General features: G+C 35.3%; 24 protein-coding genes, 1 pseudogene and 2 other annotated features (1 of these 27 running past the window's edge). Of the genes and pseudogenes, 15 read left to right on the top strand and 10 right to left on the bottom strand.

The features are described from left to right. Positions 1 to 234: a binding site (T-box leader), on the top strand; it begins 37 nt to the left of the window's first position. Positions 235 to 284: 50 nt separating this feature from the next. Further along, positions 285 to 1,919 (top strand): methionine--tRNA ligase, encoded by a 1,635-nt coding sequence (metG, locus tag SB773_RS02935; protein ID WP_410588509.1) that lies wholly within the window; start codon positions 285 to 287, stop codon positions 1,917 to 1,919. A gap of 195 nt (positions 1,920 to 2,114) precedes the next feature. On the opposite strand, the gene SB773_RS02930 is transcribed toward metG, so the two are convergent. The 5 genes from SB773_RS02930 to SB773_RS02910 form a co-directional block, all read right to left on the bottom strand. Further along, positions 2,115 to 3,017 carry an EamA family transporter gene (locus SB773_RS02930; protein ID WP_410588507.1) on the bottom strand — a complete coding sequence of 301 codons (903 nt, stop codon included), beginning with the start codon at positions 3,015 to 3,017 and terminating at the stop codon, positions 2,115 to 2,117. Between the two features lie 139 nt (positions 3,018 to 3,156). Beyond that, positions 3,157 to 4,596 carry a sensor histidine kinase gene (locus SB773_RS02925; RefSeq protein ID WP_410588505.1) on the bottom strand — a complete coding sequence of 480 codons (1,440 nt, stop codon included), beginning with the start codon at positions 4,594 to 4,596 and terminating at the stop codon, positions 3,157 to 3,159. Then, positions 4,574 to 5,239 carry a response regulator transcription factor gene (locus SB773_RS02920; protein ID WP_088033256.1) on the bottom strand — a complete coding sequence of 222 codons (666 nt, stop codon included), beginning with the start codon at positions 5,237 to 5,239 and terminating at the stop codon, positions 4,574 to 4,576. The genes SB773_RS02925 and SB773_RS02920 overlap by 23 nt, the downstream gene beginning before the upstream one ends. Positions 5,240 to 5,603: 364 nt before the next feature. Continuing rightward, on the bottom strand, positions 5,604 to 6,065 hold the full coding sequence (locus SB773_RS02915; RefSeq protein ID WP_002015973.1) for a L,D-transpeptidase: 462 nt from the start codon (positions 6,063 to 6,065) through the stop codon (positions 5,604 to 5,606). A 30-nt stretch (positions 6,066 to 6,095) separates the two neighbouring features. Continuing rightward, the gene (locus SB773_RS02910) at positions 6,096 to 6,539 is read right to left on the bottom strand and encodes a DUF3978 family protein (RefSeq protein WP_002034632.1); all 444 of its coding nucleotides are present in this window, start codon (positions 6,537 to 6,539) and stop codon (positions 6,096 to 6,098) included. Positions 6,540 to 6,953: 414 nt separating this feature from the next. Here SB773_RS02910 and SB773_RS02905 point away from each other — a divergent pair, with 414 nt between their 5' ends. The 5 genes from SB773_RS02905 (at position 6,954) to SB773_RS02885 (ending at position 10,234) form a co-directional block, all read left to right on the top strand. After that, complete coding sequence (locus SB773_RS02905) at positions 6,954 to 7,568, top strand: DedA family protein (RefSeq protein ID WP_002129815.1); 615 nt, start codon at positions 6,954 to 6,956, stop codon at positions 7,566 to 7,568. A gap of 402 nt (positions 7,569 to 7,970) precedes the next feature. Continuing rightward, a complete protein-coding gene (locus tag SB773_RS02900) occupies positions 7,971 to 8,216 on the top strand; it encodes a helix-turn-helix transcriptional regulator (RefSeq protein ID WP_002067963.1) in 246 nt (81 codons plus the stop codon). Beyond that, positions 8,206 to 8,913: a DUF3169 family protein gene (locus SB773_RS02895; protein WP_410588774.1), complete on the top strand. Its 708-nt coding sequence runs from the start codon at positions 8,206 to 8,208 to the stop codon at positions 8,911 to 8,913. Before SB773_RS02900 ends, SB773_RS02895 begins: the two co-directional genes overlap by 11 nt. Positions 8,914 to 8,955: 42 nt before the next feature. Beyond that, positions 8,956 to 10,008, top strand: a complete 1,053-nt coding sequence (locus tag SB773_RS02890; RefSeq protein WP_410588772.1) for a site-2 protease family protein — start codon at positions 8,956 to 8,958, stop codon at positions 10,006 to 10,008. A gap of 85 nt (positions 10,009 to 10,093) precedes the next feature. Next, positions 10,094 to 10,234: a DUF3985 family protein gene (locus tag SB773_RS02885; RefSeq protein ID WP_080784442.1), complete on the top strand. Its 141-nt coding sequence runs from the start codon at positions 10,094 to 10,096 to the stop codon at positions 10,232 to 10,234. A 962-nt stretch (positions 10,235 to 11,196) separates the two neighbouring features. On the opposite strand, the pseudogene SB773_RS02880 reads toward SB773_RS02885, so the two are convergent. Beyond that, a pseudogene (locus tag SB773_RS02880) lies at positions 11,197 to 12,592 on the bottom strand (IS4 family transposase). A gap of 181 nt (positions 12,593 to 12,773) precedes the next feature. On the opposite strand from SB773_RS02880, the gene SB773_RS02875 reads away from it, so the two are divergent. After that, positions 12,774 to 13,313 carry a helicase gene (locus SB773_RS02875; protein ID WP_410588501.1) on the top strand — a complete coding sequence of 180 codons (540 nt, stop codon included), beginning with the start codon at positions 12,774 to 12,776 and terminating at the stop codon, positions 13,311 to 13,313. Positions 13,314 to 13,593: 280 nt separating this feature from the next. Here SB773_RS02875 and SB773_RS02870 read toward each other — a convergent pair whose 3' ends face one another. Together SB773_RS02870 and SB773_RS02865 are read right to left on the bottom strand one after the other, a co-directional pair. Next, positions 13,594 to 13,980 (bottom strand): DUF3938 domain-containing protein, encoded by a 387-nt coding sequence (locus tag SB773_RS02870; RefSeq protein ID WP_002192344.1) that lies wholly within the window; start codon positions 13,978 to 13,980, stop codon positions 13,594 to 13,596. A gap of 341 nt (positions 13,981 to 14,321) precedes the next feature. Further along, entirely contained in the window at positions 14,322 to 15,215 is an 894-nt protein-coding gene (locus SB773_RS02865; RefSeq protein ID WP_410588499.1) for a YitT family protein, read from the bottom strand. A 274-nt stretch (positions 15,216 to 15,489) separates the two neighbouring features. Here SB773_RS02865 and SB773_RS02860 point away from each other — a divergent pair, with 274 nt between their 5' ends. The 3 genes from SB773_RS02860 (at position 15,490) to SB773_RS02850 (ending at position 17,677) form a co-directional block, all read left to right on the top strand. Then, on the top strand, positions 15,490 to 15,774 hold the full coding sequence (locus SB773_RS02860) for a hypothetical protein (RefSeq protein WP_002015967.1): 285 nt from the start codon (positions 15,490 to 15,492) through the stop codon (positions 15,772 to 15,774). Positions 15,775 to 15,802: 28 nt separating this feature from the next. Further along, positions 15,803 to 16,585 carry a membrane protein insertase YidC gene (yidC, locus tag SB773_RS02855; protein ID WP_002015966.1) on the top strand — a complete coding sequence of 261 codons (783 nt, stop codon included), beginning with the start codon at positions 15,803 to 15,805 and terminating at the stop codon, positions 16,583 to 16,585. 129 nt (positions 16,586 to 16,714) lie between these two features. Continuing rightward, positions 16,715 to 17,677 (top strand): hypothetical protein, encoded by a 963-nt coding sequence (locus SB773_RS02850; protein WP_410588496.1) that lies wholly within the window; start codon positions 16,715 to 16,717, stop codon positions 17,675 to 17,677. 90 nt (positions 17,678 to 17,767) lie between these two features. Here SB773_RS02850 and SB773_RS02845 read toward each other — a convergent pair whose 3' ends face one another. Further along, on the bottom strand, positions 17,768 to 17,995 hold the full coding sequence (locus SB773_RS02845; RefSeq protein ID WP_002015964.1) for a hypothetical protein: 228 nt from the start codon (positions 17,993 to 17,995) through the stop codon (positions 17,768 to 17,770). Between the two features lie 165 nt (positions 17,996 to 18,160). Next, positions 18,161 to 18,397, top strand: a binding site (T-box leader). 65 nt (positions 18,398 to 18,462) lie between these two features. Between SB773_RS02845 and SB773_RS02840 the strand changes: the two genes are divergently transcribed. Both SB773_RS02840 and SB773_RS02835 read left to right on the top strand, forming a co-directional pair. After that, positions 18,463 to 19,776 carry an APC family permease gene (locus SB773_RS02840; RefSeq protein ID WP_002015963.1) on the top strand — a complete coding sequence of 438 codons (1,314 nt, stop codon included), beginning with the start codon at positions 18,463 to 18,465 and terminating at the stop codon, positions 19,774 to 19,776. Positions 19,777 to 19,886: 110 nt separating this feature from the next. Continuing rightward, positions 19,887 to 21,071, top strand: coding sequence for an MFS transporter (locus tag SB773_RS02835; RefSeq protein ID WP_113769703.1), 1,185 nt, complete (start codon positions 19,887 to 19,889; stop codon positions 21,069 to 21,071). A 431-nt stretch (positions 21,072 to 21,502) separates the two neighbouring features. Here the strand turns inward: SB773_RS02835 and SB773_RS02830 are convergent, their stop codons facing one another. Beyond that, positions 21,503 to 22,261 (bottom strand): TrmB family transcriptional regulator, encoded by a 759-nt coding sequence (locus SB773_RS02830; protein WP_016121009.1) that lies wholly within the window; start codon positions 22,259 to 22,261, stop codon positions 21,503 to 21,505. A gap of 208 nt (positions 22,262 to 22,469) precedes the next feature. Here SB773_RS02830 and SB773_RS02825 point away from each other — a divergent pair, with 208 nt between their 5' ends. The 3 genes from SB773_RS02825 (at position 22,470) to SB773_RS02815 (ending at position 25,144) form a co-directional block, all read left to right on the top strand. Continuing rightward, positions 22,470 to 24,470, top strand: coding sequence for a methyl-accepting chemotaxis protein (locus SB773_RS02825; protein WP_410588492.1), 2,001 nt, complete (start codon positions 22,470 to 22,472; stop codon positions 24,468 to 24,470). A gap of 77 nt (positions 24,471 to 24,547) precedes the next feature. Next, positions 24,548 to 24,850, top strand: a complete 303-nt coding sequence (locus tag SB773_RS02820; RefSeq protein ID WP_002089423.1) for an MTH1187 family thiamine-binding protein — start codon at positions 24,548 to 24,550, stop codon at positions 24,848 to 24,850. A 48-nt stretch (positions 24,851 to 24,898) separates the two neighbouring features. After that, complete coding sequence (locus SB773_RS02815) at positions 24,899 to 25,144, top strand: YusU family protein (RefSeq protein ID WP_001290599.1); 246 nt, start codon at positions 24,899 to 24,901, stop codon at positions 25,142 to 25,144. The last annotated feature ends 245 nt before the right edge of the window (positions 25,145 to 25,389 follow it).

Raw genomic sequence — 25,389 nt, 5'->3', positions numbered from 1 at the left:
TCTTTCCAGAGAGCTTCGGTAGCTGAGAAGAAGCAAGAATATTCATTTGAACAATGGCCTTTGAGCTTCGTCCTGAACTTATCAAATGATAATAGTAGGCGGCGACGAGAGTTGGTACTCGTTATCAAAACCACAGTATAAGAGCATATAGCTCCGTACTTGTTAAGGTTAGTTATGCGAATGACTGACGAAATAAGGTGGTACCGCGACTGTTTATACAGCCCCGCCCTTATCTTTTTTAAGATAAGGGCGGGGCTTTTTATATTTTAAAGGAGGAATATAAGATGAGTATTTTTATTGGAGGCGCTTGGCCGTATGCAAATGGTTCGTTACACCTTGGACACATTGCTAGTTTGTTACCAGGAGATATTTTAGCACGTTATTACCGGGCAAAAGGTGAGAATGTGTTGTATGTTTCGGGAAGTGATTGTAATGGAACACCGATTACAATTAGAGCAAAACAAGAAGGTGTGACGGTGAAAAAAATTGCTGATAAGTATCATGAAGAGTTTGAGCGATGTTTTCGTAGCCTTGGTTTTACTTATGATTGCTATACACGTACAGATAGCGAGCATCATCATGAAACTGTTCAAAAAGTCTTTTTGCGACTATTAGAAGAAGGTTATATTTATAAAAAAGTAGTTGAACAAGCTTATTGCGAAACGTGTACGCAATTTTTACCGGATCGATATGTAGAAGGTATTTGTCCGCATTGTCATGAAGCAGCAAGGGGCGATCAATGCGATGCTTGTTCCGCTATTTTAGATCCACTCGATTTGTTAGAAAAGAAATGTAAGTTATGTGGTAGTACGCCATCAGTACAGGAAACAGAGCATTTCTATTTTGCATTGCATAAATTTCAGCAGCAAATTAAAGAGGTCGTAGAAATTGCAAAGCAGAAAGTAACATGGCGCGACAATGCAATTCAATTAACAGAGAGATATTTAAAGGAAGGATTACAAGATAGGGCAGTGTCACGTGATTTACCAATTGGGGTACCAATTCCAGTGGCAGGATATGAAGATAAGAAAATTTACGTATGGATTGAAGCAGTGACAGGATATTATTCGGCGAGTAAACGCTGGACTGAAGAAACAGGGAAAGATGATCAAGAGTTTTGGGATAAAGAAGCGAAAACATATTATGTGCACGGAAAGGATAATATTCCGTTTCATTCAATCATTTGGCCAGCGGTATTACTTGGAATAGGAGAAGAAGCAATCCCGCGTCATATCGTTTCGAATGAATATTTAACAGTTGAAAAAAGAAAATTATCTACAAGTAAAAACTGGGCAGTATGGGTGCCTGACATATTGGAACGCTACAATCCAGATTCTATTCGTTACTTTTTAACAGTTAACGCACCAGAAAATCGTGATACTGATTTTTCATGGCGTGAATTCATTTACAGTCATAATAGTGAATTGTTAGGTGCATACGGGAACTTTGTGAACCGGACATTAAAGTTTATTGAAAAATATTATGGTGGTACTGTACCGAAGGGAAGTATTGATGTAGAGCTGAAAGATAAAGTAGAAGGATTATATAAAAGTGTAGGAGAGGCGATTGAACAAACTAAATTTAAGGTGGCACTAGAAACAATATTTGATGCAGTACGCTTTGCAAATAAGTACTTTGATGAAAAGCAGCCTTGGAAACAAAGAGAAGACGACCCAGTTTCATGTGAGGAAACAATTTATAATTGTGTTTACCTAATAGCAAACTTTGCACAACTGCTTGAACCATTTTTACCGTTTTCAAGTGAAAGAGTTAGAAATACATTATCGAGTGTTAAAGTAAATTGGGAACCTCAAAATACGTTGCCAAACCGAATTGATAATGTACAGCCATTATTTGAGCGAATCGATGTAAAACAAATTGAACATGAGGTAGAGAAGTTATATGGAGCGGTAAAGTGAAATATAAGGAAAAGACCTTTCAAATAAATGAAAGGTCTTTAGTTATGCAGTAGGACTCTCTTTTTTATCTTTTAAAAAGAAAAGTACAGTAAGGATTACGAGAATAATAGCTGCAATATCATATGTTATTTTGAATGTAGTATTAAAGTTTAACATATCGTAACTTTATTCACATTTATATACAAGTTGATGTCTTCACGCACTATGCACACGATTATGTTTTTTTTCTTTCCTAGCAGTAAGTAGTTGCGGTGTAAAAATACCGAGTAATATAACTACAATCCCAATCCACTGCATAGGTGATACAACTTCATGAACAAGTGTAATAGAAGCGATAATTGCTGTTGGTAATTCAGCTGCACCTAATATTGTACCAAGTCCCGTTCCGACTTTTGGTACCCCAATTGAAAAACAAATGACAGGTATAATAACCCCGAACAGTCCAAGGAAGAAAGCATATTTCCATAGGCCTGCTTGTAAAGCGCCGTCCGTTAAAAAGGTAGGCGGGAAAAATAAGCATACAATAAGAGTAGCACTCGTTGTCATAAGAAAGCTTTTCGTATAAGGCGGAACATCTGTAGCAACGCGCCCGCTTACAAATACATAGAATGAGAAAGAGACGGCAGCTAATAGTCCGAAAATAATACCTTGCGTAGAAAAGTTTTGTCCAAGACCTTCAAATACTCCACCAGCAAACAATGTACCAGTAAATAAAATAATAATAGATATAACTTTCTCACGGCTTGGGAATGTTCGATTCGCAATCGCTTCGATGACTACACCAATCCAAGTGAACTGAAAGAGTAAAACGACAGCGATAGAGGCTGGCAGTTCTTCTACAGAAATAGCATAGAAAATACCTGTCATACTCATTGTTGTGCCGACTATTAGTAACGAAAAGAATTGTCTTTTTGATACTTTATGGCGTGAAAAGAAAAGAACGAGTAAAAGTAGTCCAATCCATCCGAAGACATATTGTCCTCCTAGTAGTTGGTGTGCTGAAAATCCGTCGATGAATCCGAGTTTAAAAATAGTTGAAAGTACGCCGTAGCTACAAGCGCCGAATAAAACTAGTAATGAATACTTAAATTTCTCCATGTGAAAACCTCCTTATATAAATAAAAAACGCCCGTTATCCTAATAAGGACAACGGGCGAACGAAACAGAGTAAGAGACTCTACAAAATTCCGCCACTCATACGAAGTATGAGTTTGGGGTATGAAATTATAGTAGTAGTTTACATTGCTTTTGGGAATACAATGGAGCATTTTACACCTTGAGGTGTGTTTTGTATCCCATAAGGGAACTGATGTTTATCTAATATTTGTTTTACAATATATAACCCAAGACCACTACCTTGTACTAAGCCATGTTTGCCAGGATTTGCGCGATAGAATGGCTCAAATAAATGGGCAAGTTTATCCTCATCGATTTGTGAACCTGTATTTAATACTTCTAATGCGTAACCGTTTGGCTTTTCATAAAGCTTTATATATACATGCTGATGATCAATTGTATAATGAATTGCATTTGAAATAATGTTAAAAATAGCAGTTTGAATAAATTTAGGATCAGCTAAAATTTGTACGTCTTGTTTAATGTTAGATTGAACATTTAATTGTTTTACAGATACAAAATAATCCACTTTTTTCATAACATCCTCAATAATAGTAGTTAATGAAATAACTTCTAAATTCGGTTTAAATTGAGGGTTTTGTATTTTGGATAATTCTGACATCTTTTCCGTTAATATGTTAATATCTTGCATCATCTCATATGAACGTTTTAAATATTTATCTCTATCTTTATAAGCGCCAATTCCGTGAATCATGCCATCGAGTTGTCCCATAACGGCTGCGATTGGTGTTTTTAATTCATGGGATACCATAGACATAAATTCTTTGCGAGATTGTTCTAATTGTTGTTCCTTCTTGAGTTCATTTCTTAAATCTTTATTGCTTTCATGTAAATTTTTCACAATAGTAGGTACTTGTGAGGCAGCTACTTGCAAATTAAAATCTGTTTGATCTGTATTTTTGTTAAGTAGCTTTTTATCTGAGAAATCAAGATTCATAATATCTTTTAAAGCATCGCTCATATATCGGAAAGGTTTGGCGATTATTTTTGCGTAGATTAAAGATCCAAGCAGAGATAATGCAAGCATTGTCGCCCCAATATGTGGAGCTAACTGCTGCAACACATCTGTTAACTTTGGATTATCATGTGTATCATTTGCTTTACTTGCTGCATTTTGTGTATGTAAGGAATCATTGTTAGTAACTTGCTTTTCCGCTTCTGTAAGTGAAGACGTTGTGTTACTTTTCCCCGGAATATTTTGTGCATGTTCTTTTGCTTTTGCAGTTTGGCTAGGCTGCAAAAGATGATTGATGGCTGTAGAGAGTGTTTTCATGTCTATTTGAGAAGATTGAAAATTAGAGATGCTACTCTCTGACACAGCTTTATTTTGCTTTGTTTTACTGTGGTCGTTTTGTTTGTCTGATTCCGCTTGTTCCGCAGTTTGCGTTCCAGAAGCTTTCAAACGATCTTTATCGTAATTTGAGGCTAGAAAATAAATAATTTGATAAAGACAAAGTGATAACAGAATACAAAATAATAAGGTTTTGATGAATATATTTTTGGTGATGTTGTCTTTGCTACGATTCGATTTTGTAGCCAATGCCTTTCACCGTTTTAATATAAGGAATTCCTAATTTTTTTCGTAAGTTTTTAATATGTGTATCTATAACTCTTACATCACCATAATGTTCATAGCCCCATACCTTATTCAACAAATCACTTCTTGATAATACTTTCCCCCGATTTTGCAGTAAAGTATATATAATTTCAAATTCTTTTGTTGTCAATTCAATTTGATTACCATGAACATAAGCGGCATATGCTGTAGAATTTAACATCAACTCATGGAATTGTAGTATAGTCGCAGTTTCTGCTTCCTTCGTTGCTGCCCTTCTTAATACAGCTTCTACACGTTTAATAAATACCGTATAATGGAACGGTTTCGTAATATAGTCATCAATACCTAATTCAAATCCTTTAATTTCACTTTCTTCATTATGTAAGCCTGTTAACATAATGATTGGTACATCAGATTGTCCTCGCATAATTTTACAAATACTATAGCCATCTATATCTGGTAACATCACATCAAGGAGGACAAGATCGTATGAATTTTTTTGGAAAAGAAGTATACCTTCTGTGCCAGCGCCAACGACATCAACGTTAAAGTTTTGTGCCATTAGAAATTCACGAATAAGTTCTTGTATATCTGGGTTGTCTTCAATCACCAGTATATGCGTCATAGTAACACCTCCTAAATAACGCTTTTTACTGCAATATTCGAATTCATCATTTTTCGGATGACTCAAATTGTTTATACATATAATAAGCCCCCGCTATAAAATAATCATGAAAGCAGCAAGGGGGATTGTTTAGTGTCACTGAATAGTTCAGAATTACAGTAGTTCTATTATAGTATGTATTGTAAAATTTATAAAATATTATAACTGTATAATTTTAATATCCATGTTTATCAATGTTACGATGATGTTGAAGGCAATCTATTTTTATTATATATGTAAATACAGTTATTTTGCTACTGTAAATGAATAAATAAAATAAGCCAAGACATAAAATTCTTGGCTACACATAAATCTTGTTCTTAGGCTAATTTACAGTGACAGTAGCTTGCTGTTGAACGCGCTCAAATAACCAGTGAATATCATTGTTAAACATACGAATACAACCAAGTGTTGTTGCTTTCCCGATTGCTTGATTATTGTTAGTTCCATGAATCGCATACGTTGTTCCGTAAGTTCCTGCCATATTTAATCCGAGCCAGCGGTCCCCAAGTGGATTACGTGGATCGCCGCCTTTAATTTTTCCTGTATAGTAAGGACGGTTTTTAATTTTATTTACGATTTGAAAAGTACCCTTAGGTGTTGGTGTTGCTGCTTTTCCAGTAGCGACAGTGAAACTTTTTATGAATTTTCCATCTTGATAATAATCCATTTTATTTATTTTTGTGTTTACGATAAGCTGATCTTTCGTCGTAGCTGCTTCTGCAGTAGTGAATGGAAGAGTTAAAAATCCTAATGATAATAGCGCACTTAATAATAGTTTTTTCATTATATTCTCCTTTTACTTGTTGTAGTAGTCTTACATACAATGAATTTGTAATCCTCGTAATGCTTGATTGACATTTTCATCTAATGTTTCAAAGAAGGTAGTAATCTTTGTATTACATTTGTTGTTTTTATCGATAAGTAATCTTTCATTTAATAAAAGCTCACCATGTAGTCCAAAACTTTGAACTCGAATATTTAGTTCATCTTCAGTTTCAGAAATAATCGGTAAGAAATAGTGAAAAGCTTTCGTTGGAATGATGTAGCTTTTGCCAATCATGCTTTCTTGATTTGAATTAACCCATTTTCTCGTGACGATCTTAATGTTCTTTTTTGAAACGATAAAAGACAGCGTTGTAGATTTTGTTAAACTTACGTCAAATTCATTTGTTTCACATATTTGTAAATTAAAAACGGTTTCATTTTGATGAGATTCAACATTCGTATTAATAAAATCGTGCATTTTATAAGCTTCCATTTCTTATTCACCCTTTTTTCAATTTCGAAAAGCGACTTATATTTATTCAGTTTAATGTTTAGTCATATATTAGCTAAATTTTTCAACAAATTCCGATATAATCTTACAATACGTATATGAAGCTAATATGAAGTTCATATGAGTTTGTGGTGGTTTTTTATAGAGAACAAAATAAGGTGGTTTTCGAGAGTTAAAAACTGGATGAAAAATGTATATTAATGGATTTCCTTCGCGTGATATATAGTTGTTAGCTTGTTTTTTAATGCTAATAGATATAAGTAAATAGAGAGCAAAAAACTTTAGAATGAGCCTTACAAAAATGTAATAAAAATGTAAGCTATTGTGATAGTTATTTCGACAATTTTTTTATACAATAATAGTAACAAGTTGTACGTGAATGAAAGGGGAGATGACATGGAATGGGTTCATGAATTATTTCAGCAATATGGGTATTATGTAGTACTTGTAGGCTTGCTGTTAGAATATATTGCACTTCCGTTTCCGGGAGAGCCAACATTAGCATATGCGGGGTTTTTAGCACAGAAGGGTGATCTAAGTTTACCTATTTTAATTATCCTATCCTTTATTGGGACAAGTGTAGGAATGACGATTCAATACTTTTTAGGTAATAAGCTTGGTATGCCTTTTGTTCAAAAATACGGGAAGTACGTATTTTTAACACAAAGAAAAATTGATTTAACGAGAATGTGGTTCGATAAATATGGATATTTCCTTATCTTTATTGGCTTCTTCATTCCTGGTGTACGTCATTTTACAGGATACTTTGCAGGTATCATTAACTTACCGTTTCGCCGCTTTGCAATTACAATTTATTCAGGTGCTTTATTCTGGGTATCGTTCTTCTTAATTGGCGGCTACTGGTTAGGTGGTAACTTACATGATATTTTCGGATTACTGGGAGATCATATCGGCAAAATCATTTTCGGAGCGATTGTCATTGTAGCAATTACGTTAAGCGTTCGTTTCCGCAAGCAACTAAAACGAGTATTTTTACAAAACGCAAGTTAATATGGAATCCATTCTATGTCAGATTTTAGGGAGGCAGTGCAAAAGCACTGCCTTTTTTATTGTATTTTCCAGTTTGCTTTTATTTTTCCATCGATACCGTAACCGGTGGCTGGTATATAATACGTTCCCGTTCTATTAGGTGAAAGTTCATACGTATCGTCGCTTAGTTCGGAAAGGGGTTCATATTTATTAAATTCACTAGAAAAGCCAGTGCTATAACCTTGGTAGGTGCTATTTTCAGTAATAAGGAAGTTTACGTTGACCTCAATTATGTAGTTCTTGAAGATTATTATATACGTTATGTTTAGTATAATATATATTCGTTTTTGACATGTATCTACGTCAAAATGACAATTATAATTGACAAAGATAAGGATATTATTTACAATTTTAATTAAATAAATGAAAAAGAGGGAAGACATGAAGCTTCAAAATCGAGTGAGGGAATTTCGAGCAAAGCATCGTTTATCACAAGGGGATTTAGGGAAAGCGATTGGCTCATCACGGCAAACCATTAGTTTAATTGAGCGCGGAGATTATGCACCATCTATTGTGTTATCGCTAAAAATCGCACAAATTTTTGGAGCGCCGGTGGAGGAGATATTTATGTTGGTGGAGGGGGAAGAGGACGATGAAGATGAAGAGTAAACGAAAAAAACAATTTGATTTTGTGGGGAAAATAGTATTAAGTATGATGGGTGGCTTTTTAACATCTTATATAGCTTTAAATTTACTCTCGAATGAACCGAGAAAATTATCATCTAATACATTTATAGGTGTATGTACTATTTTTGGAATCTTAATGATGTACTACACTTGGAAGAATACACGTATGTTAGCGGAGGCACGCGATGAAGAAGAGAGCGTACAAGGCAGAAAATTAGGCATTATAAGTATATATTTACGTGTAGGTGATATAGTTACGCAGGCATGGTTTGTATATGCAGTTATTACATGTAGACGTGCACTGTTACAGGATACAAATGTGTCATTTGCAGTGTGGAATTTAGTAGCTTCTATTGTCTGTTTAACTATTGTAGTGGTTATCGGGCTCATAACAAAAAATCGTTATAATAAGCTATATCCTGAACAAGGTGTAACATATATGGAATCTATGAAAATGTGGACGAAAAACGCAGATGAAGGATTAAAGCACATTGTGCATGAGGCTGGATATAAAGCATATGAATTTACGAATACAATATTGGCATATGTATGGTGGGCTGCCGTTATATATACAGCGGCTAGTGATATCGATTTTGTATTAATTGGCTTAATCTCATTTATTTGGATATTGCATCTCGGAAAATTCATGTACGAAATGCAGAGAAAAATGATTTATTAAGGGGAGAAAAAGGTGGATATTTTAAGAAGGCCAGCTGGTTCCATGACGGCGGCGCTAGTTCTGTCCATTTTATACGGAGTAATTCGAACTGGGAAATTAGAAGTAATGTTGAATATATGGGCAGTATTTGGAATTGTATTATTAGTGTTAGCCATTCATGAGCTAGGGCACGTAGTATTTGGTTTGATAGGTGGTTTGAATTTTAAATTTATGACAGTAGGACCTATCACTGTTCAAAAAGAAAAGGGGAAATTACGCATTCGAGAAAATAAATTATGGGCGTACTTTGGTGGCGTGGTGATGTTAGCACCGTCTTCTATAGAGACACCGAACCTTTCAAAGAAATGGGCGTGGATGACTTTAGGCGGACCAATTATGAGTTTATTATTCGGTATTACTTCAGGTTACATATACATGGTGAGCTATTATCAATATCTTTTATATTTTTCCGTTTTCCACTTTGTGATTTTTGTAGTTACAATCGTGCCGATAAAAGGAACGCTTCTGAGTGATGGCATGCAATTTCTCATTTTAATTAAAGATGATGAAAAAGCTAAGCAACATTTATATACGATTCAAATATCGAGTGAGTTATTTAGTTATAAAAGACCGAAAGATTGGGATGAGAGATTAGTAGAACTTAGTGAGGAAAAATTAAAAGAGGATAAAAGTATAAGAGAGATAATGAGCGGACTTATGCTCGTCTTTTATGCCCGAGCTGATCAAAAGGGAATAGAAAGAGCGATACCGTATATAGAACAAATTGTTCAGCTATCTGTAACGAAGGAAAATAGATTTTTCGTTGGTAGTTTTCATAGTTGGTATCTTTTATATAAAGCTCTTTATCAGATGGATAGCCTTTCTCTGCAAGAAGCAAAGGAACATGCAAAGGCCATTACCAAAATGGATTTAAACGGATATTACCGTACACAAGGAATTATTAAATATTTAGAGGACGATATGGAAGCTTCCCGCTTTTATATGAAGAAAGCTGATAAAGAATTGGAGAGTGCTGAGAAGAGTGGAATGGGATATTTACAAGTAGAGAGAGAATGGTTTGAGCAGCTACAGGCGAGGGTATCTTACGATGGGTGAGGTATCCTCTTTTTTATATGTCATCTTATCCGATTTCATAAAAAACGAAGTACAGGTAGAATAAAAGAGATAGGAGGAGATACATATGGAAATTTTATCGATTATTTTGATAGTCTTGCTCATTTATGCTGTTTTTAAAGTGGCGTATGTAGCATTAAAGGTACTCGCGATCCTATTAATTATCTTTTTAATCGTTGAGTTCGGCAGTAAGTTACTTGGGGGATAGGCATGTTGTGCGTTTTGAGTGTCGAACCGTCGATATAATGAAAAAATCGCTGATATAAGTGGAGAAACGATCGATATATTTTAAAAATCGTTGATATATTTAATTGAATACTAAGTGGGGTATATGGGAAAGAAGTTGCCGTGGAGGTAACTTCTTTTTATTTTGGTGATGGGGTATGAACACATCGCTATCAAGCTAATATTTTTAATTACCCCCATAACGAAAATTTTATGCATCGTTGACTATTGATAATGATACGTTATGTTAACCGATCATGTATGGAATATACAGGGATTTATAACTTGATATAGAACATAAAAGGAGGAGTTTATACTGTAAATAAGGAGACATACATGATGTGGTGAATCTTTACACCCTTATTATAGTAAACGTTTATATATATATATAATGATGTATTTTAATATGAAATATTGCATTTTTATACATTTAGACCTCTATTAGTCATCTCTTAATGGTATCATAGCGAGGTGAGAGTCTTCAAGGGTTCTCCTTAATAGGAGGAAACGATATATGGAAAGAGTGCAATCGATTGACAGTAATATGAAACTCAAGAGCTGGGGTAAACAGGTACTAGCTGTAGGCGGAATGTTAGGGTTCTGCTACTTGGTGTTATATGTTTTCAGTTTCTTAGTTGTTATATAAATACTATACAACTACACTAGTGGGGTCTTGCCTACAGAGGTAAGGCTCTTTTGTTGTACCTGAGGTAAACATACTATACACAATACCTCTCAAGATTTTCGGATTACCCTGTATGGTGCCTTGTTCCTCAGATGGTACAAATATAGGTTGATGGGCATGTGGCGGTACCCCATCGCTATCAAGCTAAGCTCATACAACGTCAATTATAGTAGAGAGTGTTTCTTTTTTCTAAAGGTTATGTGTAAGGAATTTAAAGATTTGCATACGAAATAAACCCTAGCGGGTTTCATTTTTTTGAATTAAGCCGCTTGATTATCAGACATGGTACAATTGTAAACGACACCTAATATATCAAAGACTGTTTTTTTCTCATATCGATGAAATTTTCTCCCGTTTTGCTGTAGGAGATTGAACAGGCGAAGTAACACCTTTGATAGCTCTTGGGTGTTTTTTTTGTATAGTTTGGAATAGAAGAAGGAAATAGTCTTTAATCATATATATGGCTTTATACTCACTAAGCTCTCGTTTTTTCTTCATGAGGAGCAATTGGCGCATTTGAAACATGATAGAAGAACAGAGTAGAATGGCAATCAATTGACCATATAAATGGCACTCCAATCGTTCTTGTTTTATCTTTTTACAATGATGGATTTGAAAGAATGACTTCCACGTTTTAAATAAAATTTCGATTTGCCAACGCAAAGAATACCAGTCATGTACATGTCCCATCGGGACAATATCTGTAGGGGTGTTTGTCATATATACATTGATACCACTGAGTCGTTTACTACGAGGAGAATACTTCATTCCTTTCTTTTTTTCTCTTACAGCTTGATCTTGTAATCGTTTTTGTTGCTGTTGTTTTGTTAATCGATGAACAATTACACGAGCTGGCACTTTATCAATCATTCCTACATAAGTATCAGCTATTTCACATGTTTTTCCTGGTTGAAGGGAGTTCATTAACGTCTCCATATCTATCTGTATATACTCTGTACCTTTCTTAATTCTTCCATCTTGAAAATAATCAGGGTTAGGATTTTTTTGATAAATACGCGTATTCGACTTGATACGAGAGATATAGTAGGCCTCTTTATCTTGTATATATTGAAGGTCTTTTAAATGAAAATAACCTAAATCTCGGATACATAAATCATTCGCTGTCACAGTTGGGGCACACAGAGAGCCGTAAGTGCGATCATGTTGTTTACCTGGTCCTGTATGAATATGGAGGAATTGTCCACTTAAAAGGTCATATTCAAGTTGAATTTTTACACCAGCCTTATGGCTACAACCTCCTGCACCAGGATAAACCGATGAAAATACATCTGGAAGTTGAAATGCAGTGGAATCTAAGATACGAATACGCTTAAAAATAGAAGTAAATGAAGAAGAAAACAACCTAGATGAAGATAATTTTTGGTTCAGAAGTTTAGCTAATACTTGTTGTAGAAACTGCACGGCTGCGGCATTAAATCGTTGATTTAGTCCTTCTGTTGATGCTTCTAAACAACTACATAACTGGATTAAGGAAGTTTTTGCTATCCATACGCATAAAGCTACTAAATCTTGTGCTTGATACTTACTTGTTCGCTGTACAAACCCAACATCCCTAGCTAGATTCTGTAAGATATTTGGGGATAAAAAATTCTGAATCTCCTGTGCAAATAGTTGTAACTCGTCAGATATCGACATATAAAAACACCATCCTTTCCTATGATTCTACAGAAAGAATAGCGTATTTTTTCATTTTAAGAAAGTTTAGTTTTGTTAGCTTAATAGCGATGGGTCTTTACTCCAACAAGGGGATTTATGGAAAATTGTAGAATGTATTAATTTTAAATTCTTATACCCAATTTTTTAGGAGTGACTACAAATGCGAATATACCCTGATTGTCCAATTATTACTAGAACAGTAGAGGTTGGCGGACTTACGAAATCACAGCTTATTCAGAAATTGCAACAATACTCCATTTTGATGAATGAGTATGGAGAAAGACTGCTAGCTGATGATAAATTTACGACTTCTAATACAAAGTACAGCCTGCAGACCGTTGAACTAACCGTTATAGACCTTGGCTTTCCTGATGGAGCTACTACGGCTCATCTCTTTAAAAGAGCGAGCGAACTTGGTTTGGAATTGTGTCCGCTTGAGCTGGGACCTCAACTAAGATTGGAGTATCTGGAACAGCCTGAAGGTTATTTGGGGAATGCCTCACAACAACATCAAGCTCCATCTGGCTCCATCACAATAGCATCGGAAATATTAACTAAAGACGATGATTTTCCGAAAGGCTTTTATCTTAGACGAATTAATGGCGTGTTGTGGCTACGCGGATACATCGCTGACCATCTGCACGTTTGGAAGCCTGAAGACCACTTTATCTTTGTCAAACAAAAAAATTTTAAGAAGTGAGAAATCATGAGAAACTTACCTGCTTTTGTTCAACTAAAGGGGGGCTTTACTTCATGAGACCGTCGTTAGACGGTCTTTTTTATTGTCCTTGTTTTTAGGAATCACCATATCACCATCAAGCTAAGAAAAGCAAATACCTCAAAACAAAAAAATAAGCTTTTTTTGTTACAAGTTAATACAAAATTTCGTTCTGGGGGTACTATAAAATATTAGCTTGATAGCAATGGGGTATGAACAGGAAAGAAGAGGAAACAAAAAAGCTGGAAGAATATCTTCCAGCCTACGAGTTACTTTCAATTTGACGACCATTTTCTTCTTCGTGGTCTTGTAGTAGGTTGAATACATCTGCTAGGCAGAATGCGATAAACCAAGTCCATAGACCGTGGAAGAAAGCTGAGCTTAATTGAAGTGGTAATGTATAGTTTGTCATTGAGTAGGAAATACATCCACCAACGATTCCGATCATTGTTAATAACATTGTTTTTTGAGCATTTTCTTCTGGATTGAAGAGGAAGAAAATGTATCCGCCTAAAATTGAAGCGCTTACAAGGGTTTCGATTCCATTAAAAATGATATTCTCTCCAAGCTCTGTGTTTGTCCAGAAACAGATCACGCCGCCGACGATCGCAAATAGGACAGCTAGTGTGTATCGTATATATTGATTCATATGTTCATCTCCTTATGTAATAAGATGATTTGGAAGTCAAAAAGGTAGGTATAGTATATTGAAGTGAATTTTAGTTGTACGTATCTTTTATAAAAAGATCAGTGAAGAATAACTAAGATGATCGGTTTTTTTTAAACCGTTACGTGTATGGTGTCTGAAATATACCCGACTGCTCGTTTCTTTTTGCTTATAAAAATAAGAGAAACTTCCAAGTCTATATACTCTTTTTTGTAAGTCTAGTTTTATTATAACATATTTAGTGATACAATAATAGAATTATCTGATTTTGTAATAAGTGTAAAAAATAAAAAGCGCAAGGAATTGTAGTTCCTTGCGCTTTTTTATATACGTTTGAAACGGCCGACAATTTCAACTGTTTCAGTAATGTTCATAAATGCTTTATTATCCACTTGGCGGATAATACGTTTCATTTCGCCCAACTCGTAGCGAGTTACGACAGTGTAGATCATTTTTTTCTTATGGTTTGTATAGCCGCCGACAGCATCTACCATTGTTACGCCACGTATGCCGTGATGTAATAGTGAGCTTTTTATTTCCTCACCTTTTTCTGTAATTGTCATTATCGTTAATTTAATATGTTTTGTATGCACGGCATCAATTACTTTGCTGACTACAAACCGACTAATTAACGTATAAAGCGTAATATCCCATCCGAAAATAAATCCTGCTGCAACAAGTAAGATTAAGTTGAATCCAAAGATGATTGCTCCAATTGAAACATCGCGATGTTTCGCTACAATCAATCCAACAACATCAAAACCACCTGTTGAAGAAGCAAATCGGAATATGATTCCTGAGGCAGCACCGCAGATGACACCACCGAATACAGAAGACAGTAAAATATCGTCTGAAACTTGGTGTACTGGGATAATGTTCATCGCTAAAGATGATACAGCCACAAAGTATGCCGTTAAAAAGGTTGTCTTCTTTCCTAAGTAAAAGTGACTAAAAATAAGAAGTGGAATGTTTAGTAAAAAGATAAGTGCTCCGATATTGTAGTGCATTAAATAACCGATAATCATCCCTACACCAGCGAACCCACCGCTAATCATATTATGCGGGATAAAAAACATATTCATAGAAATTGCATACAAAATAGAAGCTATAAAAATAACAACTAACTGTATGATAAATTCTAAATGAAATGTTTTAGCTGCTGGGAAGGATAAAAAGGCGGTGTCGGGAACGTAATCGGCGTCTCCTAGTTGACCCATAGTATGTTTCATCTCCATATTCATTTTTGATTACAAGAAGAGAATAAAGCTTTTTTCAAAAACTGGCAATAGTTTTATTATAATGCAAAAATTTTATAAATTTCTAACAAATTAAACCTATTCAAAGATACGTGTGAATATACTAAAGAAAGCGAATACATTGGTTTTCTAGCATAATTTTTTGAGAAAATATGCAAAAAAACTTTTGAGAACAAAAGGAAATAGAGAATGTTTGCTGAATATGCTAAAATGACTTTATTAAGGATGTGAAGCGATGGAATTTTTATTGCAGGATGCAATTCTATATATATCGTTTGTAACGACAGCGCTTTGTGTATTAGAAGTCTTTTTTCTTGCTAACGTTTCTCGCTTTGTGCGTCAGCAAGCATCGAGCGGTAGACAGAGAGCTTTTAAACTAGTAGATACGTGTGAAGAGGGTACAAGAAATGTACCGCTATTTTCTATTTTTTATAAATATGGAATGATTCGTTCTGTCCGCAGACAAGAATCGAGTGGAGAGAGTGACGAGGTAGGTCCGTATACACCAATGTTTCGCTAATTAATTACGAAACATTGGAGGAATGAACATGTTAAAATCATACCGAGCTAGGCTCATTAGTTTATCATTATTACTTGTTTTTGTTTTATCTGGCTGCAGCAATGCAGGTACAATTGATTCACATAGTACGGGAATTTGGAACCATTATTTCGTATATCCAATCTCATTTATGATTCAATTTGTTGCTCATCATATACCTGGAGCTAGCTTCGGGATTGCCATCATTATCATGACGCTCGTTATTCGTTCAGCAATGATTCCATTAGCTGTTTCGCAATATCGTAGCCAAGCGAAAATGAAAAAAATGCAACCTGAATTACAGAAGCTGAAACAGAAATACGGTGATGTGGGTAAAGATCTTGAAAAACAAAAGCAGTATCAAAAAGAAATGTCAGAACTAATGAAATCAGGCGGTTGGAATCCGTTAGCTGGGTGCTGGCCAATCTTTATACAAATGCCGATTTTCTCTGCTTTGTATTATGCCATTAGCCGAACTGAAGAGATTCGTACATCTTCATTTTTATGGGTGAACCTAGGACATGCAGATCCATATCATATATTACCGATTATCGCAGCGTTAACAACATTTATTCAAATGAAGGTGTTCCAATCAAATGTAACGCCTGGAGAACAAGTTCAAATGCTGAAAATACAGCAAATTATGATGCCTGCAATGATTCTATTTATGGGATTTGCGGCGCCATCAGGACTTGTGCTGTATTGGATTACAGGTAATTTATTTACAATGACGCAAACAATTGTATTAAGAAAAGTAATGGAACGTGAAGAATTACAATTACAAAAAGCTTAGAAAAACGCCGCTCGTGATGAGCGGTGTTTTTTATTTAAATCGTTAAGGAAATTTTAAGAAACCAACATTACTATTGGCATTGTATACGAAAGTGTACATGCTTTAGAACTATGAAGGAGGAAATTTCCTATGAAGAAGAAAACAGTTGGGTATTTAGTAATTGCAGGTGCTCTATCATTTGGAATTGTAGGAGGAGCTGGTATACCAGCGTTTGCGGCAACGAATACCCCGGCGGCTGAGCAGCCTACAAAAACTGCGAAGAAGGATTTAGATGAAGCAACAAAACAAAAAGTAAAAACAATTATGGATGATACAAAGAAACAGTTAGAGGGATTAGGTGTGAAATTGCCAGAGAAGGGTAAGCACAAGGAAATGTTTGCAGGACTAGATGATCAGGCGAAAGAAAAAGCAAAGTCGATTTTAGAACAAGAGAAGTCCGGAAAATTAACACGTGAACAAGCGCAAGAGGAATTAACAAAGTTAGGTGTGAAATTGCCAGAGAAGGGTAAGCACAAAGATATATTCGCGAATTTAGATGAGGCGACAAAAGAAAAAGCGAAGTCCATTTTTGAGCAAGAAAAGTCCGGAGCATTAACGCATGAGCAAGTGAAAGAGAAATTGAAAGAATTAGGCGTAACGCTTCCAGAGAAAGGGAAGCACGGTGACATGTTCGCGGATTTAGATGAGGCGACAAAAGAAAAAGCGGAAGCAATTTTGAAGAAAGAAAAGTCTGGAACACTAACTCGTGAGCAAGCGAAAGCGAAGTTGAAAGAACTAGGTGTGAAATTCCCAGAGAAAGGGAAGCACGGTGATATGTTCGCGAATCTAGATGAGGCGACAAAAGAAAAAGCGAAGTCCATTTTTGAGCAAGAAAAGTCCGGGAAATTAACTCGCGAGCAAGCGAAAGAAGAATTGACAAAACTAGGTGTGAATCTTCCAGAGAAAGGGAAGCATGAAGACATCTTTGCAAACTTAGATGAGGCGACAAAAGAAAAAGCGAAAGCGATTCTAGAAAAGGAAAAGAAACAATTAGCAGATTTAAATGTGGATCTTCCAAATCATAAATTTTTTATGAAAAAAGATGATAAATAATTGAACTATGTAGTATCTTTCGTGTGGGCAACCGAAAGGTACATACGACAAATGCGAGGACCGATTTCTGTAAGCAGAAATCGGTCCCTTTTAATGATTCATTGAAATTCTTTTCATTGTTAGTATGTATCCAAAGATGCAGTAGAAGATTGCAAAACCGATAAACACTTCAGTATATTGGTATTTACCTAATACGTAGAAGGAAGCAGCTGGTATAATAGCTACCGCTAAAATGCTATAACCAGGATACTTATATCGATACATGATAGCGAATATAAAAGAAAGAACCGTAGCGATGATACAAAAAATAGCAATCATTATTAGTACACCTCCTACATGAATTATACCATTTTTAGGGAATTAGAGAAGTGTCGGAACTTCTGTTATAATATAAGAAGAGAAATGTTTCTTATGTTATATAAAAAATATATTGATTTTTTATAACAATTCAATATAATGGGAAACAACTACAAAATTCGACATCAAGAAGTGATGATGAGGATATGATCAGTTTTTTACGATTATCAGAGAGGGAGGCCTTTGGCTGTGAGCTTCCTAATACGGGAAAATCGATTACCACCTCTGAACTGCAGCAGTGAACGGATATCTAGTAATTGCATGCCGGCAAAAACCGTTATTTAGACTTGAGAAATTGGTGAAGTGTGTCACTTTACTAATTGAAACAAGGGTGGAACCACGAATACAACACTCGTCCCTTTTTTAGGGAGGAGTGTTTTTTTATTTCATTTTTGCATCACACTAGAATTGGAAGGAGGATACGCAGCATGCATCATGATGAGAAAAACAAAATTGGTTTAACAGTAGCACTTTCTATCGTAGTAGGAACTATTATTGGGTCTGGTGTGTTTATGAAACCAGGGAGCGTATTAGATTACTCAGGGAGTTCTAATATGGCTATTCTTGCTTGGGTAATTGGTGGTCTGTTGACGTTAGCAAGTGGTTTAACAGTAGCTGAAATTGGAGCGCAAATTCCGAAAAATGGTGGGTTGTATACGTATTTAGAGGAGATTTACGGAAGTTTTTGGGGGTATTTATCTGGCTGGATGCAAACAATTGTTTATGGACCAGCTATTATTGGAACGTTAGGTTTATATTTTAGTTCTTTAATGATCAATTTTTTCTATTTAGATAAAGTCTGGAATTTACCAATCGCAATTGGAACAGTTGTGTTCCTAGGCGTTATAAATAGTTTGGGAACAAAATATGGGGGCATCGTCCAAACGGTTACGACAGTTGGGAAGATGATTCCAATTATATTAATTGTTGTGCTAGGGTTTTGGAAAGGGAATAGTGATATCTTCAACGTAGTTGTACCGATATCAGAAAATCAAAGTATCGGGATGGCAATTTTAGCAACTTTATTTGCCTATGATGGCTGGATTTTACTTGCTTCTATTGGCGGAGAAATGAAGAATCCAACAAAGTTATTACCAAAGGCAATGACAGTTGGGATTTTAATTGTAACAGCTGCTTACGTATTAATTAACTTAGCGTTACTAAATGTATTACCAGCAGCGAAAATTGTAGCCCTTGGAGAAAACGCAACGGCGACAGCTGCGGGAATGTTACTTGGAGAATATGGCGGGAAAATTATTAGTATCGGTATTATCATTTCTATTTTCGGTTGTTTAAATGGAAAGATTTTAACATTCCCACGTATTCCGATGTCGATGGCAGAGCGTGGACACCTTCCGTTTTCTAAGTTTATTGCAAAAGAAAATTCGAGATTTAAAACACCAGCAAATGCGATTACTGTTGAAATCATATTAGGAATTATTTTAATGATTATTAGTGATCCGAATAAGCTATCCGAGATTTCCGTATTCATTATTTATATTTTCTATGTAATGACATTTATAGGTGTCTTCATTTTAAGAAAACGTAACAAGAATAAAGAGCGTGCATACAGTGTACCGTTATTCCCAATCGTACCAATCGTCGCGATTTTAGGATCATTGTTTGTACTTGGAAGTGCTATTATTAACGATCCGGTAAGTTGCTTCTTATCAATTGGAATTGTATTTACTGGACTTCCGGTATATTGGTACTTAAATAAGAAGAAAGAAACTGGAGTTTAATGATTGAAGGGCAGGCGTATTATACGCCTGCTTTTTTGCTGTAAAAAAATTTGTACTTGCGTCCACTTTCTCTTTTGGTTACTATAATGGTAGTAACCAAAAGAGAAAGTGTGGGGAAAGGCTTGAATTTTCGTGTATATATTTTAGCTATTGCGGCTTTCGTAGTCGGAACGGTTGAGCTAATTATAGGAGGAACGCTTGATTTAGTTGCTAATGATTTAGGTGTATCGATTAGTGCAGCTGGTCAGCTTATTACAATATTTTCAGTAGTATTTGCTCTATCGGGGCCAGTTTTATTAGCATTAACAGGCAAGTTTGAAAGAAAGAAATTGTATGTTGTGGCATTATCAATTTTCTTAATTGGAAATATCATTTCGGCATTTAGTGTGAATTACGAGATGTTAATGTTCTCGAGAGTAATTTGTGCAGCGAGTGGTTCGCTTATTATTGCACTATCGGTAACACTTGCTTCTAGTGTAGTAGAGCCGCATTTTCGTGCGCGTGCAATTGGAATCATTTTCATGGGTATTAGTGGATCACTCGTACTTGGAGTACCGCTAGGTCTTGTGCTCGGAAATGCATATGGATGGCGTGCACCATTTGTATTAATTTCGGTATTAACAGTTATAGCAATCGCTTGTATTTCATTATTTTTAACGAAAGTACCACCGACATCAGTACTATCGATAAGAGAACAAATTGCTACGTTAAAGGATAAAAAAATTGTAAGCGCACAGTTAACATCATTTTTATTTTTAACAGGTCATTTAACGCTATACGCATATTTAACACCGTTTTTAAAAGATGTGATGCATGTTGAAGCAAATTGGATTAGTGTGTTTTACTTCATTTTCGGAATTGCAGCGGTACTTGGAGGTGGCCTTGGCGGCTGGCTTGCTGATAAATGGGGATCGAAGAAAAGTATTATTTCCATCATTATCGTATTTGCATGTGCAATCTTTATGTTGCCGATGATGACATTCTCATTCCCGCTCTTCATTATTATGATGGGGCTTTGGAGTATGCTAAGCTGGGCAATTTCGCCAGCACAGCAAAACTATTTAATTGAAATTGCGCCAGAATCAGCTGGTATTCAGCAAGGTTTAAATAACTCTGCACTTCATTTAGGAATTGCACTTGGCTCAACAGTGGGCGGAGTTGTTATTGAGAAATCATCTGTTATATATAACGCTTGGGTAGGCGGCGTTTTCATTATATTGGCACTGCTTTGTGCGATTTTCTCTATTACGAGAGGACGTTCGAATCAGCTTACAAAAGAAGAATCTATCATTTGATAGGTTCTTTTTTGTGTGAAAAATTGCAGGGGTTAGTAGAGAAATGGAGAAGGGAGTATATAGCGAGGTGATAGTATATGGAGTCTAATTTTTCAATTATTGGTTTTCTAATTTCTTTAGTCCCATTATTTCTTATTATTTTTGTATTTAGATGGATTCGTTTCATCTATCAAAATTCTGAGAAACAAGTAGAGCAAAATGAGAAGATTATTGAGCTTTTGATGGAGATAAAGGAGCAAAAAAAATCGTAAAATGAATGTTCTGTATTTACAAATCAAAACCATCCGAAAAACCAACTACATAAAATTGAATTAGCGAAAGCGTAAAAAAGAGCTGTACCAAATGAGTATGTAAAACTCCGTTTGGTACAGCTTTTTTTGTATAAAAAATTATATTATCTATTCAAATGGTAGAATCGATTTTGGGATTTGTTAATACCTCAACTTCATCAACAATTCCTTAATTTCCTCATCCTGCATAAAGAGATCATGGTGCTTCTCTGTAATCTTCGCAAGTGCAACGTCATGATAGAAGAACTCCGTAAAGAACTTCACGAAAGGTTGTGACATTGTTTTCATCGCTTGCCATGATTCTTGCTCTACACCAGCAAATAAAATTTCACGATCGTCAACGATGAGTAGTAAATAACGCTCTAATGCGTTAGGTTCTTGAGCTGGGATTAAAAAATGCATGTTTTCTAAGTCAGTTTCCACTTTTCCAACTATGAGGGACTCGACTTGGACGCCTTGTTTTTCTTTTTGTTCTAGTAAAGGAAGATATTCTAAAAGGGTATCGTTCCATGCGGAGATGCGTATGGATTCTTTCGCATCTTCTATAAGTTGCCTACTTTGTACTTTAATAGAAGACTGCATTTTTAAACTCCAAACGCGGTCATCTGTAAATGACTTTTTAGAAATATTATTTTCAAGTTCTTTAATATTAGATTGGAATTCTGTCGTTAACTTTTCAATTGCTAGCTTGAGTGGTAATGCTGTATACAATTTTTTCTTTTCAGAAACAGAATCCATTACCATCCCTTTATCAATGAGTCGTGCTAACACTTCGTATATTTTTGCTTTTGGAACACCTGAATGTTTAACGATAGTTGTTGCATCTAATGGGTCATTGCTTGATACGACAACTTCATAAGCTTGGCTTTCATATTGTGAGAAACCGAATTTTTGTAGCATAGTTCCCTCCGAACGAATGAGATTATATGTTAAGGATAATGAACTATTTGTTTTTACACAAGTGTTGAGATAACAAGTAAGTTGATTGAAATGAGAATAAATTTCAATTTTTTAAACTATATGGATTGAGCTTTCTGATTTATCTATTATACTTAATATAGTGATTAATACGATTGAATTTCACCGAGAAGGGGATGCTTGAGGGAATATGTTGAGAAGTTTACGTTTAAAAATTGCAGTAGTATTTTCGGTACTTATTTCTATGATGTTTGTAATATTAGGTACAGCTGTGTATCAATTGCAAAAAGAGAAAGAAACGCACTCATTAGACCAGTATTCTGAAAATACGATGGATCTTGTGACAGAGCAGTTAACTGCATTTATGCAGCGAATTGAAGAAGATATGGGTCATTATGGATCTCATGATGATATTCAAAACATGCTACAAGATGGGGTTACTCCAGAAGAGGAGAGTTTTATTTTAAAGGAATTTTCAAGGTTTAAAAAGAATCATCCTGATATTTTAGATGTCTACATTGGGACGAAAGATAAAAAAACGTTGAGTGCAAATCTTGCAGATGGTGGGACAGTTCCAGAAGGATATGATCCGACGAGTCGCCCTTGGTATAAAGCGTCAGAAGCAGCTACAGAATCGACTATTTGGGGAGAACCACAATATGAAATCGCGACGGGTAAGTTAAGTATTGGAGTTTCAAAAGCCATTGTCGGACAAGATGGTTCTGTGTTAGGTGTTGTAGCAATGGATGTATCACTAGGAACGATTCAAAAGCTACTCCATAATATTCAATATAATAATGGCGGAGAAATGTTTGTTATAAATGATAAAAATGTTGCCATTGTGTACCCGGAGAAAGTAGGAAAAGATGTTTCGAAAGAACCACTTGTTAAAAGTTTAAATAAAGATGAAACGAAATTTGCGGCGGCGACATTAGGTGGAAAAGATGTAGTAGCTTATAGTCAATTGTTTGATAAGATGAAATGGAAAATCGGGATTGTATATCCGAAAGAGTCCATTGATAACTTACTAATAGAAACAAGAAATACAGTTATTATAATGGCATGTATAAGTTTATTGATTGGAATATTAGCTTCATATGTATTCTCAAGAAGATTAGCAAGACCATTACAACTATTAACAAATCACGTTCAAAAAGTAGCGGAAGGTGATTTAACACTACAAATGAAGGTGACAAGTAAAGATGAGGTTGGTATGCTTACGACTCACTTTAATGATATGGTTGAGCAAATGAATGAAATGGTAAGTAAAATTAAAAATAGTGTATCGACAGTACAGAAATCGACTCACAATCTGCATTATTTAACGAATGAAACTGTAGCAGCTAGTAGAGAAGTATCAGGTGCAATGGATGATGTGAGCGGAGGAGCGTCCACTCTTGCTAATAGTGTAGATGAAGTTTCAGAACAGCTCGAGAATATGGCGCAGTCAGTGGAACAAATGAATAACTCCGTTGGTGAAATAAAAGGAGTGGCTGGCAAAGCTGAAGAGGCATCTAAGCAAGGATTAAATACGATGCGTAATTTAGTTCGTACAAGAGAACAATCATCTTCTATCGTTGTTCATACGGAAGAAGCGTCCGGTAAGTTAGAGCAAAGGGTTGGATCGATTCAAAATGTGGTAGAACTTATAAAAGGTCTTTCGGATCAAACGAATTTACTGGCTTTAAACGCTTCAATTGAAGCAGCACGTGCAGGTGAGCAAGGTAAGGGCTTTGCTGTTGTTGCTGAAGAGGTTCGGAAATTAGCTGAACAATCAAAAGAGGCAACGGGTGAGATTACAATAATGATTAGAGATGTGCAGTTAGAAGTAAAACGAGTTGTAGAAGTTGTAAGTAAATTGAAAGACATTGCGGATATACAAAATAAAGTTACGACAGAGGCGGAGACAGAATTCCGCACAATTATGTCAGTTGTAAATACTATTAGTACCTCAGTTGAAAAAATTGTAGAAGAGGTAAATAATATAGGTCACGAGCAAGAAGAAATTACAGAAGTTATGCAAACAATTGCTAGCACGAGTCAAGAGAGTGCAGCTGTTTCTGAAGAGGTAAATGCAGCAACTGAGTCACAAGTGAATCATTTAGAAAAAGTAGCTCATACGATGGAAAGTTTGACAGAGAATATGCAGGACTTAGAAAGATTGGTTGAGCAGTTTAAAGTAGAAGAGTAACGTATTAGTAAAATGATGAGAATTTCGGTAAAATAGACAATGGATATATAAGAAGCAGTAATAGGAGGAAGATTATTATGGCAATTGTTGATGTATCGATTATTCCAGTAGGAACAGGTAATCCAAGTGTTAGTGAATATGTAGCAGAAGTACAAAAGGTACTAGAGAAAAATGCTGATCGCGTGAAGTATCAATTAACACCGATGAATACAGTAATTGAAGGAGATCTTCCTGTCATTTTAGAAGTCATTCAACAAATGCATGAAGTTCCATACACGAAAGGTGCACAGCGCGTTGCGACAACAATTCGTATCGATGATCGCCGTGATAAAGTAAGTACGATGGAGAAGAAATTAAACTCTGTTCAATCAAAATTATAAGAAAAAGCAGCGATCTTCGCTGCTTTTTTCATATAGGAGGAAAATAAGATGAGTGAAAAGTTTAATGAGCAGTTTGATGGCTTGCTAGAGAAATACACGGAACTATTACTTGGAGAGAGCAACGAAGAGCGAAAAGAGCAGGTACAGAAATGGGCACTTTATTCTTATATGGCTAAGACGATGCCAGCTTTAGTGAAACATTGGAATGAGACGTATCCAGATGCAAAAGAAGAGATGGTACAGTTAATTACAAATATTAAAAAGCTGAATGATGAGAAGCGAAATGAGAAGTAAGAAGGCTTGAGAAAATGTTACCTCAAGTTTTTGTTATTAATATCCTCATATAATTTAGATGAAATATAAATGGTTTTGTGAGCATGTCGAATATTTTCGGCATGCTCATTTTTTCCCTAGTAAACTCGTTTTTTCTGAATGTCGAAAAATATTTTCTTCATATTTAGAAACGAGAATATAGGGTTTTAAATGTTTTGATAGTATTTTATAAATTATCTAAATAATTATTTGTATCAAATAATTTT

Origin of the sequence: Bacillus sp. SIMBA_074, assembly GCF_046534555.1 — a bacterium.
In the GTDB taxonomy this organism is placed as follows: Bacteria; Bacillota; Bacilli; order Bacillales; family Bacillaceae_G; genus Bacillus_A; species Bacillus_A mycoides.
This window is presented reverse-complemented; position numbering and strand designations above follow the sequence as displayed.